The organism is Serratia sp. HMSC15F11 (assembly GCF_001808215.1).
Classification (GTDB): domain Bacteria; phylum Pseudomonadota; class Gammaproteobacteria; order Enterobacterales; family Enterobacteriaceae; genus Serratia; species Serratia nevei.
Genome location: NZ_KV792476.1, coordinates 14,910 through 28,484 on the forward strand (window position 1 = coordinate 14,910; position 13,575 = coordinate 28,484).

General features: G+C 61.7%; 14 protein-coding genes. 6 read left to right on the top strand and 8 right to left on the bottom strand.

Going from position 1 to position 13,575, the window contains the following annotated elements; all coding sequences use genetic code 11:
* The coding region (locus tag HMPREF3138_RS16235; protein ID WP_246828729.1) for an ABC transporter ATP-binding protein at nt 1-1,403 on the top strand (1,403 nt) is incomplete at its 5' end.
* 3 nt (nt 1,404-1,406) lie between these two features.
* Here the strand turns inward: HMPREF3138_RS16235 and tauD are convergent.
* The 6 genes from tauD to HMPREF3138_RS16265 all read right to left on the bottom strand — a co-directional run bounded on the left by tauD (nt 1,407) and on the right by HMPREF3138_RS16265 (nt 6,367).
* Nucleotides 1,407-2,255, bottom strand: coding sequence for a taurine dioxygenase (gene tauD / locus HMPREF3138_RS16240; protein ID WP_038878067.1), 849 nt, complete (start codon nt 2,253-2,255; stop codon nt 1,407-1,409).
* Complete coding sequence (tauC, locus tag HMPREF3138_RS16245; RefSeq protein WP_038878068.1) at nt 2,252-3,088, bottom strand: taurine ABC transporter permease TauC; 837 nt, start codon at nt 3,086-3,088, stop codon at nt 2,252-2,254. Before tauC ends, tauD begins: the two co-directional genes overlap by 4 nt.
* The gene (tauB, locus tag HMPREF3138_RS16250; RefSeq protein WP_038878069.1) at nt 3,085-3,852 is read right to left on the bottom strand and encodes a taurine ABC transporter ATP-binding subunit; all 768 of its coding nucleotides are present in this window, start codon (nt 3,850-3,852) and stop codon (nt 3,085-3,087) included. The genes tauC and tauB overlap by 4 nt, the downstream gene beginning before the upstream one ends.
* 9 nt (nt 3,853-3,861) lie before the next feature.
* A complete protein-coding gene (gene tauA / locus HMPREF3138_RS16255) occupies nt 3,862-4,857 on the bottom strand; it encodes a taurine ABC transporter substrate-binding protein (protein WP_038878073.1) in 996 nt (331 codons plus the stop codon).
* Between the two features lie 114 nt (nt 4,858-4,971).
* Nucleotides 4,972-5,754, bottom strand: coding sequence for a PhzF family phenazine biosynthesis protein (locus HMPREF3138_RS16260; RefSeq protein ID WP_038878076.1), 783 nt, complete (start codon nt 5,752-5,754; stop codon nt 4,972-4,974).
* Between the two features lie 10 nt (nt 5,755-5,764).
* Complete coding sequence (locus HMPREF3138_RS16265) at nt 5,765-6,367, bottom strand: LysE family translocator (protein ID WP_038878079.1); 603 nt, start codon at nt 6,365-6,367, stop codon at nt 5,765-5,767.
* Between the two features lie 119 nt (nt 6,368-6,486).
* Here HMPREF3138_RS16265 and HMPREF3138_RS16270 point away from each other — a divergent pair, with 119 nt between their 5' ends.
* The 3 genes from HMPREF3138_RS16270 to HMPREF3138_RS16280 all read left to right on the top strand — a co-directional run bounded on the left by HMPREF3138_RS16270 (nt 6,487) and on the right by HMPREF3138_RS16280 (nt 8,717).
* A complete protein-coding gene (locus HMPREF3138_RS16270; protein WP_038878082.1) occupies nt 6,487-7,467 on the top strand; it encodes a hydrolase in 981 nt (326 codons plus the stop codon).
* A complete protein-coding gene (locus HMPREF3138_RS16275) occupies nt 7,464-7,697 on the top strand; it encodes a YheU family protein (protein ID WP_004930376.1) in 234 nt (77 codons plus the stop codon). The genes HMPREF3138_RS16270 and HMPREF3138_RS16275 overlap by 4 nt, the downstream gene beginning before the upstream one ends.
* A gap of 150 nt (nt 7,698-7,847) precedes the next feature.
* Nucleotides 7,848-8,717, top strand: a complete 870-nt coding sequence (locus HMPREF3138_RS16280; RefSeq protein WP_038878085.1) for a phosphoribulokinase — start codon at nt 7,848-7,850, stop codon at nt 8,715-8,717.
* A 38-nt stretch (nt 8,718-8,755) separates the two neighbouring features.
* Here the strand turns inward: HMPREF3138_RS16280 and HMPREF3138_RS16285 are convergent, their stop codons facing one another.
* Nucleotides 8,756-9,163, bottom strand: a complete 408-nt coding sequence (locus HMPREF3138_RS16285; RefSeq protein ID WP_004930372.1) for an OsmC family protein — start codon at nt 9,161-9,163, stop codon at nt 8,756-8,758.
* 382 nt (nt 9,164-9,545) lie between these two features.
* Between HMPREF3138_RS16285 and crp the strand changes: the two genes are divergently transcribed.
* Nucleotides 9,546-10,178 carry a cAMP-activated global transcriptional regulator CRP gene (gene crp, locus HMPREF3138_RS16290; RefSeq protein ID WP_004090925.1) on the top strand — a complete coding sequence of 211 codons (633 nt, stop codon included), beginning with the start codon at nt 9,546-9,548 and terminating at the stop codon, nt 10,176-10,178.
* 50 nt (nt 10,179-10,228) lie between these two features.
* The gene (locus HMPREF3138_RS16295; RefSeq protein ID WP_038878089.1) at nt 10,229-12,307 is read left to right on the top strand and encodes a YccS/YhfK family putative transporter; all 2,079 of its coding nucleotides are present in this window, start codon (nt 10,229-10,231) and stop codon (nt 12,305-12,307) included.
* A 39-nt stretch (nt 12,308-12,346) separates the two neighbouring features.
* On the opposite strand, the gene HMPREF3138_RS16300 is transcribed toward HMPREF3138_RS16295, so the two are convergent.
* On the bottom strand, nt 12,347-13,564 hold the full coding sequence (locus HMPREF3138_RS16300) for a bifunctional acetylornithine/succinyldiaminopimelate transaminase (RefSeq protein ID WP_038878092.1): 1,218 nt from the start codon (nt 13,562-13,564) through the stop codon (nt 12,347-12,349).
* Between the last annotated feature and the right edge of the window lie 11 nt (nt 13,565-13,575).

Below are 13,575 nucleotides of genomic sequence, written 5' to 3' on the forward strand. Positions count from 1 at the left end.
TGCTGCTCGACGAACCGACCAACCACCTGGATCTCGATGCGGTGATCTGGCTGGAGCGCTGGCTGAAAAGCTATCCCGGCACGCTGGTGCTGATCTCGCACGATCGCGACTTCCTCGATCCGATTGTCGACAAGATCCTGCATATCGAACAGCAGACCCTGAACGAATACACCGGCAACTACTCGTCGTTCGAACGCCAGCGCGCCACCAAATTGGCGCAGCAACAGTCGCTTTATCAGCATCAGCAAGAAAAAGTGGCGCACCTGCAAAGTTATATCGACCGTTTTCGGGCAAAGGCCTCCAAGGCCAAGCAGGCGCAGAGCCGCATCAAGATGCTGGAGCGCATGGAGCTGATCGCCCCGGCGCACGTCGACAACCCGTTCACCTTCAGCTTCCGTCCGCCGGAAAGCCTGCCGAACCCGCTGCTGCGCATGGACAAAGTCAGCGCCGGGTATGGCGACAAGGTTATCCTGAAGTCAATCAAGCTGAACCTGGTGCCCGGCTCGCGCATTGGCCTGCTCGGCCGCAACGGCGCCGGTAAATCGACGCTGATCAAACTGCTGGCCGGCACCCTGGCACCGCTGAGCGGCGAGATAGGCCTGGCGAAAGGCATCAAGCTGGGTTACTTCGCCCAGCACCAGCTGGAATTCCTGCGTGCCGACGAATCGCCGCTGCAGCACCTGAGCCGCATCGCACCACGGGTGCTGGAGCAGCAGCTGCGCGACTATCTGGGCGGTTTCGGCTTCCAGGGCGACAAGGTCAGCGAAGTGACCGAACGTTTCTCCGGCGGCGAGAAGGCGCGGCTGGTGCTGGCGCTGATCGTCTGGCAGCGCCCTAACCTGCTGCTGCTCGATGAACCGACCAACCACCTGGATCTCGACATGCGTCAGGCGCTGACCGAGGCGCTGATCGATTTCGAAGGCGCGTTGGTGGTGGTCTCGCACGACCGTCACCTGCTGCGTTCCACCACCGACGATCTGTACCTGGTGCACGACGGCCAGGTCGAGCCTTTCGAGGGCGATCTCGACGACTACCAGCAGTGGCTTGTCGACCTGCAGCGCCAGGAAAGCCAGCAGGACGCACCGGAAAAAGAGAGCGGCGGCAACAGCGCGCAAGCGCGCAAGGATCAAAAACGCCGCGAAGCGGAGTTCCGTACGCAGACCCAACCGCTGCGCAAGCAGATCGCCAAGCTGGAACAGCAGATGGAAAAACTGGGCGCCGAACTGGCGGCGGTGGAGGAACAGTTGGCGGATTCCGCACTGTACGACATCAGCCGCAAGGCCGAGTTGACCGACTGCCTGCAAAAGCAAAGCCAGGCCAAATCCGCGCTGGAAGAGACGGAAATGACCTGGCTGGATGCACAGGAACAGCTGGAACAGTTAACGCAGGCTTTCGAAGCCTAAGCCTCAGGCCTTGTAAAAAGGCCTATCCCCCAGAATGGTCGCGCGGTGCATGATGCGCCGCTGCGGCAGATAATCCGCGTTGGCGTAGTGCTGCGTCACGCGGTTATCCCAGATCGCCACGTCATTTTCCTGCCAGCGCCAGCGCACCTGAAACTCCGGTTTGGTGATGTGAGCAAACAGGAAGTTCAGCAAAGCGTCGCTCTCTTTCGGCGCCAGGTCGACGATCCGCGTGGTGAAGCCTTCATTGACGAACAGCGCCTGCCGGCCGCTGACCGGGTGGGTGCGCACCACCGGATGCAGCAGCGGCGGGTTTTTCTGCACCGCCAGCTGCCAGCGCTGATGCTCCTCTTCACTGCCGCGATGTTTGTGTTCCGGGAACGACTTGGTGAAGTCATGCTCCGCACGCAGCCCTGCGAGCAGCGTTCTGAACGGCGCCGACAGCGCCTCGTAGGCCGCGATGCCGCTGGCCCACAGCGTATCGCCGCCGGTGGAAGGCAAGGTCTTGGCCGCCAGGATCGCCCCCAGCGGCGGGTTCTCTATAAAGGTCACGTCGGTATGCCAGTTATCGTTGTCCGGCGGGTTGTCGTCGTGGGTATCGAGCACGATGATCTCTTCCACGTCGGTGGCGTGCGGATAGACCGGATGGATATGCAGATCGCCGAAGCGGCCGGCCAGATCGCGCTGCTGCAGCGGCGTGATCGGCTGATTGCGGAAGAACAGCACCTGATGCTTCAGCAAGGCGTGATAAAGCTGTTCAAACTGGCCGTCGCCCAGCGGCCGGGCCAACTCGACGTTTTCCACCAGCACCCCGATGTAAGGCCCCAGCGGGGTGATATTCAGACGTTCGTTCATTGCTGTACTCCATGCCACGGGGTCAATCGGCGCTGCAGGGCACGCAGCCCCAGCTCCAGCCCAAATGCAATCACCGCAATCACGCCGATGCCGGCCAACACCACGTCGGTCGCCAGAAACTCACCGGCGGATTGCACCATAAATCCCAGGCCGCGCGTGGCGGCGATCAGTTCGGCGGCCACCAGCGTCGACCAGCCGACGCCCAGCCCGATGCGAATGCCGGTCAGGATCTCCGGCAGCGCGCTCGGCAGCACCACAAAACGCAGCACCTGCCAACGCGTGGCGCCCAGCGCGCGGGCGGCACGCACCCTCACCTGCGCCACGCTGCGCACGCCGGCCACGGCAGACAGCGTCACCGGCGCGAAGATCGCCAGATAAATCAGCAAGATCTTTGAGGTTTCACCGATGCCGAACCAAATCACCATCAGCGGCAGATAGGCCAGCGGCGGCACCGGGCGATAGATCTCAATCAGCGGATCGAGGATGCCGCGCACCGTGTCGTTCAGCCCCATGGCGATGCCCACCGGAATGCCGACGATCACCGCCGCCAACAGCGCCACCAGAATGCGCCCCAGGCTGGCCACCAGATGTTGCCACAGCGTGGCGTCCATAAAACCTTGCGGGCTGGCGATGGTGATCAGTTGGTGCAGTACCTGCTGCGGCGCCGGCAGAAACAGCGGGCTGATCAGCTGCAGCGCCGTCACGCCCCACCAGACGATCAACACCGTCAACAGCGTGGCGCCGCTCAGCCAAACGTTGCGCGGCACGCTGAAACGGCGCGTCGCTTTGCCCTGCGGCTGCGCCGCGGCCTTCAGAGTGGAATGCAGGCTCATAGCAAGGCCTCGCGCTGTTGGAAAACTTTGCCCAGCACGTATTCGCGCTGCGCGATAAATTCAGGATCGGATTTGATAGCGCGGCAGGCTTCGCCGTCGGCATAGCGTTGGCCGAAGTTCAGCGACAGCCGCTCCACCACCTGCCCAGGCCCCGGCGACAGCAGCAGCAGTTCGCTGGCGAGGAACACCGCCTCTTCGATATCGTGGGTGATCAGCAACACCTGCTTGCCGGTATCACGCCAAATGGTCAGCAACAGCTCCTGCATCTGCTCGCGGGTGAACGCGTCCAGGGCGCCGAACGGCTCGTCCAACAACAACAGCCGCGGATCGGCGGCCAGAGCGCGGGCGATGCCGACGCGTTGGCGCATGCCGCCGGAAAGCTGCCAGATAAAGTGCTGTTCATAGCCCGCCAGCCCCACGCGCTGCAGCATCTGCTCCGCCACCTGGCGGCGCTGCGCCTTGCCGACGCCGGCCAGCTGCAGGCCGAACTCGACGTTGTCCACCACGTTGCGCCACGGCAGTAAGCCCTCATGCTGGAACACCACGCCCCGTTCGGCGCTTGGGCCGTGAACGGGCGTTCCATCCAGCGTGATGCTGCCAGCTGAAGGCTCGATAAACCCGGCGATCAAATTCAGCAGCGTGGTCTTGCCGCAGCCCGACGGGCCGAGCACCACCACCAGTTGCCCGGCGGCGATCTGGAACGACACGTCACGCAGCGCGGGCCGCCCCTGATACTCTGCTGAAAGATGATTGACGTTTAGCATCCTGCTTCCTTACGACTGCGGCGCAGCCTGCACCTGTTTCACAAAACGGTCGGTCACATAAGCGCTGTAGTCGCTGTCGACCTGCGGGATCTTGCCCTGCTGCTTGAGGAATTCGGCGGTATCGCGGATCGCCTTGTCCACCGGCTGGCCGAGTTGGGCAACCTGATCCGCCACCGGCAGATAACGGTTCCCCTTCACCAGCTCCGGCACCTGCGCTTCCGGCACCCCGCTCAGGCGCGCCAGCGTGCTGAGATGGCTCGGATCTTTCAGCCACTGCTCCGGCGCCGCCAGGTAGGCCTTTTGCGCCTGCAGGGCGCTGGCGGCAAAGGCGGTCACCACGTCGGGATGTTTCTCGGCAAAATCTTTGCGCACCACCCACACGTCCAGCGTCGGCGAGCCCCATTCGCCCACTTGCGCGGAGTCGGTCAATACCTTGCCCTGTTTGGCCAGTTCGTTGACCACCGGCGCCCAGACGTAGGCGCCGTCGATGTCGCCGCGCTGCCAGGCGGCGGCGATGGCCGGCGGCTGCAGATTGAGGATCTTCACCTGCTCAGGCTTGATGCCCCAATGCTTGAGCGAGGCCAGCAGGCTGTAATGGGTGGTGGAGATAAACGGCACCGCAATGCGCTTGCCGATCAGATCCTGCGGGCTTTTGATGTCATTCTTCACCACCAGCGCTTCGGAGCTGCCGAGCTGCGAGGCGATGAGGAACACTTCGATGGGGAGTTTCTGGCTGGCGGCCACCGCCAGCGGGCTGGAGCCGATATTGCCGATCTGCACGTCGCCGGAGGCCAACGCACGCAGCACGCTGGAGCCGCTGTCGAACTTACGCCAGTCGACGGTCGCGCCGGACCGTTTGGCGAAGCTGTTTTCCGCCTGCGCCACCTTGGCCGGTTCTGCCGACGTCTGGTACGCCACGGTCACGTCCACCGCGTAGGCGCTGGCTGCGCTGAGCGACAGCGCCAACAGCGCCGCGTTGCGTAAGGAAAAGAGTTTGCCCGCCATGTTCCGCTCCGTTGATAAAAATCTGTTCAGTTGCTGACAGTTTTATCTGAGCGATGGCGAGCGATAAAAGAATAAAAAAGTCTTCTTTATTACCGTGAGTAATATAAACGCGGGTTACAGCGCGAGACTTCCGCGCAGGAACACATGAGCATAGCCGCCGAGCAGCGTGCGATCCCCGTGCAGTTCGCAGAACAGTTCGCCGCCGCGAGCCGAAACCTGCTGCGCCTGCAGCCGATGGCGGCCGAGACGCGCCGTCCAATAAGGCATCAGCGTGCAGTGCGCAGAGCCGGTAACCGGATCTTCACCGCCGTCGAGCGTGAAATAGCGCGACACGAAGTCCACGGTGTCACCCGGCGCGGTAACGATTACCGCACACCCGGCCAGCGCGATCAGCGCCGGGATGTCCGGCCGCAGCGCGCGTACCTGCGCCTCATTTTCCAGCACCACCATCAGCGCTTTCGCCTGCCACACCTCCAGCGGCTGCACGCCCAGCAGCGCCGCGAGGCCCGCCGGCTCAGCCACCTTCTGCGGCGGCCGGGCGGGGAAGTCGAGCACCAGTCGTTCCCCGTCCTGCGCATCGCGCTTGACGAACAGCTCGCCGCCGGCCGAACGGAAGCGGATATCCTGCCGCGCCGGATTGACCGCACTGAACATCACATGTGCCGCCGCCAGGGTGCCGTGGCCGCAAAGATCGACCTCGCGTTCTGGGGTAAACCAGCGGATGGCGGTCATATCGCCGTCATCCCAGACAAAGCTGGTTTCCGGCAGGCCGATCTCGTTGGCGATCGCCTGCAGCCGCTCCGGCGGCAGCGGCTGCGCCAGCAGGCAAACCCCGGCTGGGTTGCCACGCAGCCCTTTGCCGGTAAAGGCAACCACGTGATAATAATTTTCCGCCATCGTTCGCTCCTTAATGCCAGATCAGTAACACACAGGCTGCGGTCAACAACCCCATGGAAACGTTGAAGATAACCCAGGCCTTTTTGCTGCGCAGCAGGCGGCCGATCACGGTGCCGAACGCCAGCCAGATAATGCCGGCGACGATGTTGACCACCAAAATGCCCAGCGCGATCGCCGCAATGGACCCGTTGTACTTATCGCCCGCCAGGCTGAAGCTGGCCACCGCCCCCAGCGCCATCAGCCAGGCTTTCGGGTTGAGGAACTGCAACAGCCAGCCCTGATACAGCCGCACCGGCTGCGGCGGCGCCACGTCGGTTTCCAGTTTTTCATAGGCGGCGGTGGCGACTTTCCACGCCAGCCACAGCAGGTACAGACTGCCGAGGATTTTCAGGATCAGGTGCAACGACGGGTAGACCAGGATCAGGCTGCCGACGCCGAAGGCCACCAGCAGCAAAATGCTTTGCATGCCGAGCATGATACCGACCATCAGCCACAGCGATCGCATAAAGCCGAAGTTAGCGCCAGAGGTGGTCAACAGCAGGTTATTGGGGCCAGGCGTGATGGCGGCAACCCACAGGAAGCCCAGCATCGAAAGGAATAAACTCGGTTCCATGGCACGGGTGCTCCTCACCCAAGGCGCTTTTTTGCAGTATCATTGTTAGTTCTTGGTATTGAAGCTAACAGTGCGCTAGGGATCTCACAATAGCCGCCCACAACATTTTTACTCAGCCTATGCCTAACAACTTTCGCCCTCTGACCGGGGCCAGTAACCCGCACCTGCAAACGCTGTTGCCGCGGTTGGTGCGCCGCCGCGTGTTATTGAAACCGCATTGGCAACGGCTGGAATTGCCCGACGGCGATTTCGTCGATCTCGCCTGGAGCGAAGATCCGGCGCAGGCGCGCGACAAACCGCGCGCGGTGCTGTTCCACGGCCTGGAAGGCAGCTTCTACAGCCCCTACGCGCACGGCCTGCTCAACGCCTGGCGTGAGCGCGGCTGGCTCGGCGTGGTGATGCACTTTCGCGGCTGCAGCGGCGTGCCCAACCGCAAGCAACGCATCTACCACTCCGGTGAAACCGAAGATGCGCGCTTCTTCCTGCGCTGGCTGCGCGACCGCTACGGCGAGGTGCCAACCGCGGCGGTAGGCGTTTCGCTCGGCGGCAACATGCTGGCCTGCTATCTGGCGCAGCAAGGCGCCGACAGCCTGCTGCAGGCGGCGGTGGTGGTCTCGGCGCCGCTGATGCTGGAGCCCTGCGCCTACCGCATGGAGCAAGGTTTCTCCCGCGTTTATCAGCGCTACCTGTTGGGGCAGCTGAAACAAAACGCCACCCGCAAGCTGTTGCACTACCCGGACACTCTGCCGCTCAAGCTGTCACAGCTGAACGGGTTGCGGCGCATCCGCGAATTCGACGACGCCATCACCTCGCGCATTCACGGCTTTAGCGACGCTATCGACTACTATCGCCGCTGCAGCGCCCTGCCGCTGTTGCCGGCTATTCAGACGCCGCTGCTGATCATCCATGCGAAGGACGATCCCTTCATGACCCATGAGGTGATCCCCGACGTCGCCGGCCTGCCGCGCAATATCGAATATCAACTGACCGAGTACGGCGGCCACGTCGGCTTCGTCGGCGGCACGCTGAAAAAACCGCACATGTGGCTGGAACATCGCATTCCGGCCTGGCTTTCCCCTTATCTGGACATCCCTACGTGATCATTCCCTGGCAAGAACTGGCAACCGACACCCTGAACAGCCTGATCGAATCCTTTGTACTGCGCGAAGGCACCGATTACGGCGAACACGAACGCTCGCTGGAACAGAAGGTGGAGGACGTGCGCCGCCAGCTGAAAAACGGCGAAGTGGTGCTGGTGTGGTCGGAACTGCACGAGAGCGTCAACATCATGCCGCGCGGCCAGTTCCGCGCCGGGCAGGAAGAAATTTAGTGGCGCTCGGTTCTATGACTGACGGAAAAAATCAGGTAACAATGGGGCATTGCAAACCAGCGCGCGCCATTTTTCCTGAGATAAAGAGCGTCAACAAGAACCACAATAATCCCCTGACGCCGGCGCATTCAACACGGAGTGACAATCATCATGTCTGCCAAACATCCCGTTATCGCGGTGACCGGTTCCAGCGGCGCCGGCACCACCACCACCAGCGTGGCGTTCCGTAAGATCTTCCAACAGCTCAACATCCGCGCCGCCGAGCTGGAGGGCGACAGCTTCCATCGCTACACCCGGCCGGAAATGGACGCGGCGATCCGCAAGGCGCGCGATCTGGGCAGACACATCAGCTATTTCGGCCCCGAGGCCAACGACTTCGGCCTGCTGCAGCAGAGCTTTATCGACTATGGCAAGAACGGCACCGGGCGCTCGCGCAAGTATCTGCACACCTACGACGAAGCGGTGCCCTACAATCAGGTGCCGGGTACCTTCACCCCGTGGGAGCCGCTGCCGGCGCCGACCGACGTGCTGTTCTACGAGGGGCTGCACGGCGGCGTGGTCACCGATCACCATGACGTGGCCAAACACGTCGATCTGCTGGTCGGCGTGGTGCCGATCGTCAACCTGGAGTGGATTCAGAAACTGATCCGCGACACCGGCGAGCGCGGCCACTCTCGCGAAGCAGTGATGGATTCGGTGGTGCGTTCGATGGAAGATTACATCAACTACATCACGCCGCAGTTCTCGCGCACCCACATCAACTTCCAGCGCGTGCCGACGGTGGACACCTCCAACCCGTTCGCCGCCAAGGCGATTCCCTCACTGGACGAAAGCTTCGTGGTGATCCACTTCCGCGGGCTGGATCAAATTGACTTCCCCTATTTGCTGGCGATGCTGCAGGGCTCGTTTATCTCGCACATCAATACGTTAGTGGTGCCGGGCGGCAAGATGGGGCTGGCGATGGAGCTGATCATGGCGCCGCTGGTGCAGCGGTTGCTGGAAGGCAAGAAGATCGAATAAATGCGTTGAGCGCGGCGCCGGGCCGCGCTCCGTTTCGATTACGCCGGTTGGCGGATCTCGAAGCTGTGGGTCACCGTGGCGGCCTTGTTGAGCATCAGCGCCACCGAGCAGTACTTCTCCGCCGACAGGTTCACCGCACGCTCGACGATCTTGTCGGTCAGGTCCTGGCCGGTAACGATGAAGTGCAGGTTGATATGGGTGAACAGCCGCGGGGCTTCTTCGCGGCGCTCGGAGGTCAACTTCACCTCGCAGTCGCGCACGTCGTTGCGCCCTTTTTGCAGGATGGACACCACGTCGATCGCGCTGCAGCCGCCCACCGACATCAGCACCATCTCCATCGGGCTGGGCGCTTTATCACCGGCGTTGCCGTCCATCAGCACCTGGTGGCCGGAAGCCGATTCACCCAAAAACGTTAACCCTTCCACCCATTTAACTCTTGCCTGCATTCTGGTCACTCCGGTTGATTGCTTAAAATCAGAGTACGCTTTCGCATAGAAACAGGCAACGTAACCTGATGCTAATCATGCTGAAGCGAGACAACACGAGACACCCGCCTTACTCTGTGCTACAAACAGAGCCGCAATAAATCTTTCCGGGACACTGAATTTCAGGGAAACGCCCAGAGAAAGGCTCCTTTACCGGTATGTTAACAGAATGTAGCTTGCAGCGCTTACGGCAAGTTAATATGCTAGAGCGACAGCGTATTTTTATGACACGCCTCAAAACTTGCCGGTAGCCCTCGCTCATGACTGCGGCTACAGGCGGGTTTTACAGGGAACTCTGACCCCTGTGACACAAGGCAGCGATAACAACAGAGGATAACAGCGAATGGTTCTCGGCAAACCGCAAACAGACCCTACTCTCGAATGGTTCCTGTCTCATTGCCATATCCACAAATATCCATCGAAGAGTACGCTGATTCACCAAGGTGAAAAGGCCGAAACGCTTTACTACATCGTGAAAGGCTCCGTCGCGGTGCTGATCAAGGATGAAGAAGGTAAAGAGATGATCCTGTCCTACCTCAACCAGGGGGATTTCATCGGCGAGCTCGGATTGTTCGAAGAAGGCCAGGAGCGCAGCGCCTGGGTTCGCGCGAAAACCGCCTGTGAAGTGGCTGAAATTTCCTACAAGAAATTCCGCCAGCTGATCCAGGTGAACCCGGACATCCTGATGCGTCTGTCCGCCCAAATGGCGAGCCGCCTGCAGGTCACCTCCGAAAAAGTGGGCAACCTCGCCTTCCTGGACGTTACCGGCCGCATCGCGCAAACCCTGCTGAATCTGGCGAAGCAACCCGACGCCATGACTCACCCGGACGGCATGCAGATCAAGATCACCCGTCAGGAGATCGGCCAGATCGTCGGCTGCTCGCGTGAGACCGTTGGCCGTATTCTGAAAATGCTGGAAGATCAAAACCTGATTTCCGCCCACGGCAAAACCATTGTCGTCTACGGCACCCGTTAATCCCTGAAGAAACGGCGCAGTCTGCGCCGTTTTTTTGTCTGCTCTCTGCCATGTGGCGCCGCCTGATCTACCACCCGGAAATCAACTACGCACTGCGACAAACGCTGGTGTTGTGCCTGCCGGTGCTGTTCGGCTTGCTGATAGGCCAGCTGCAGCTCGGCCTGATGTTCTCCCTCGTGCCCGCCTGCTGCAATATCGCCGGGCTGGATACGCCGCATAAGCGCTTCTTTAAACGACTGATCGTCGGCGGTTCGCTGTTCGCCTTCAGCGGCGTGCTGCTGCAACAGGCCCTGCTGTGGCACGTGCCGCTGCCGGCGCTGATGTTGGGCCTGGCGCTGCTGCTCGGCGTCACCGGCGAAATCAGCCCGCTGCACGCCCGGCTGTTGCCGGCGGCGCTGGTAGCCGCCATCTTCGCCCTCAGCACGGCCGGCACGGTGCCTATCTGGCAGGCGCCGCTGCTGTACGCGATCGGCACCGCCTGGTACGGCTTATTCACCTGGTTCTGGTTCAAGCTGTGGAAAGAGCAGCCGATGCGCGAGACGCTGAGCCAACTCTACCTGGAACTGGCGGACTATTTCGAAGCCAAATACTCACTGCTGACCCAGCACACCGATCCGCAGACCGCGCTGCCGCCGCTGCTGGTGCGCCAGCAAAAGGTGATGGATCTGATCAGCCTGTTGTACCAACAGCTTAATTTCCTGCCGCACACCAACAACCTCGAGCAAAAGCGCCTGCAGCGCGCCTTTCAGGTGGCGATGGACCTGCAGGAGCACATCACCGTCAGCCTGCATCTGCCGGAAGAGGTGCAAAAACTGGTGGAGCAGAGCCAGGCCGAAGCGATCATTCGCCGCAATGCTCAGGTGATCGCCGGCCGGCTGCGCGTGGTGGCGCACGATATTCTCTACCATCAACATTCGAAGCGCTTCTCCATGACCCACGAGCTGGCGGCGCTGGAAAAAATGGCGGCGCAGCATCCCGATAATCCGGTCGGCCAGTTTTGTTATTACCACTTCAGCCGCATCGCCCGCCTGCTGCGCACCCAGCATCCGCTGTACCGCCGCGACCTGATGCCCGGCCAGCACCGCCTGCCGTTTTGGCCGGCGCTGCTCAGCTATCTGTCGTTCAAATCCACCGCCCTGCGCAACGCCGCGCGGCTGGGCGTGACGCTGGCGGTCGGCAGCAGCCTGGGTGCGGTATTCAACCTGCCGAAGCCTTACTGGATCCTGCTCACCATCATGCTGGTGAGCCAAAACGGGTATAACGCCACCCGGGTGCGTATTCAGCACCGTGCGCTGGGCACGATTGCCGGGCTATTGCTGGCGGCCGGGCTGCTGCAGCTGCAGTTGCCGGAGGGAGAAACGCTGAGCATCATGCTGGTGATCACGCTGTTGGCCTACCTGGTTTCGCGCAAGAACTACGGGTTGTCGGTGATTGGCTTTACGGTCACGGCGGTTTACACCCTGCAGCTGCTGGCGCTGAACGGCTCGCATTTTCTGGTACCGCGCCTGATCGATACGCTGATAGGCTGCGTGCTGGCGTTCGGCGGCACCATTTGGCTGTGGCCGCAGTGGCAAAGCGGGCTGCTGCGCAAGAATGCCCATCAGGCGCTGGAGAACGATCAAGCCGCGCTGCGGCTGATGCTGAAGCAACCGGAACCGGACGCCACCGCGTTGGCCTATACCCGCATGCAGGTCAACCAAGCGCACAACGCGCTGTTCACCTCGCTCAATCAGGCGATGCAGGAACCGGGGTTCGCCTCAAACTATCTGGCGGACATGCGGCTGTGGGTCACTCATAGCCAATTCATCGTCGAACACCTGAACGCCATGACCATTCTGGCGCGCGAGCACTACATGCTGACGCCGAAGCTGGCGGAAGAGTATCTGCAGGCCTGTGAAATCGCGCTGCAAAGCTGCCAGCAGCGGTTGGAATACGACGGCCCGAGCAGCGGCAACAGCGGCATCATGCAACCACCGGATCTGCATCCGGAGATGCCCGTCACCGAGATGGAGCGCCATCTGCGGCGCATTTTGTCGCACCTGAGCGTGATGCACACCATTTCGTCGCTGGCCTGGCGCCAGCGCCCGCACCACGGTATCTGGCTCAAGCGCAAACTGCGCGATCAATAAGGGCGCGGCATGCCGCACCCCGTTATATGCCGCCGGGCTTCAGGCGTTGATCACATCCTGCACCGCCAGCTCGAACAGCGCCATGCCGGCCTCGATATCCTGCAGCTCCACCACCAGCGACGGCGCGAAACGGATCACGTTCGGCCCGGCGTTGAGGATCATCAACCCACGCGCAGCGGCGGCGGTGAGGAAGTCACGCGCCCTGCCGTGATAATGCGGCTTCAGCTCGGCGCCAATCAGCAGCCCCATGCCGCGAATCGCGGTGAAAATACCGTATTTATCGCCGATATGCTGCAAAGCCTGCACATACAGCGCATGACGCTGCTCAATGCCGCTCAGCACCTCCGGCGTATTGATCACGTCCAGCGCCGCCTCTGCCACCGCGCAGGCCAGCGGGTTGCCGCCGTAGGTGGTGCCGTGGGTGCCCACCTGCATCACCGAAGCAATGTCTTCGGTGGTCAGCATGGCGCTGACCGGGAAACCGCCGCCCAGCGCCTTGGCGGTGGTGAGAATGTCCGGCGTCACGCCATAATGCATATAGGCGAACAGCTTGCCGCTGCGCCCCATGCCGCTTTGCACTTCGTCGAACACCAGCAGCGCCTGATGTTGGTCGCACAACTCGCGCACGCCTTTGAGGAAACCGGCGTCGACCGGCGTAATACCGCCCTCGCCCTGAATCGGCTCCATCACCACCGCGCAGGTGTGGTCGTCCATCACCGCCTTCACCGCCGCCAAATCGTTGAACGGCACGTGCACGATGTCGGCCGGCTTCGGCCCGAACCCGTCGGAGTATTTGGCCTGCCCGCCCACCGACACGGTGAACAGCGTGCGGCCGTGAAACGCGTTATAGAAAGCGATGATTTTGGTTTTGTACGGGCTGTGACGGGTAATGGCGTAATGGCGCGCCAGTTTGAAAGCCGCCTCGTTGGCCTCAGCGCCGGAGTTGGCGAAGAACACCCGATCGGCGAAGGTGGCGTCGATCAGTTTGCTTGCCAGGCGCAGCGCGGGCTCATTGGTGAAGACGTTGCTGGTATGCCACAGGGTTTCGCCCTGGCGTTTAAGCGCCTCGACCAGCGCCGGATGGCAGTGCCCCAGCGCCGTCACCGCGATGCCGCCGGAAAAATCGATGTACTCTTTTCCCTGCTGATCCCAGACCCGGCTGCCTTGGCCGCGCACCGGCACAAACTGGGCAGGCGCATAAACAGGCAGGATCACCTGGTCAAAGGTACTGCGGCTCACTGCGGATTTTTCAGTCATTTTCGGCTCCA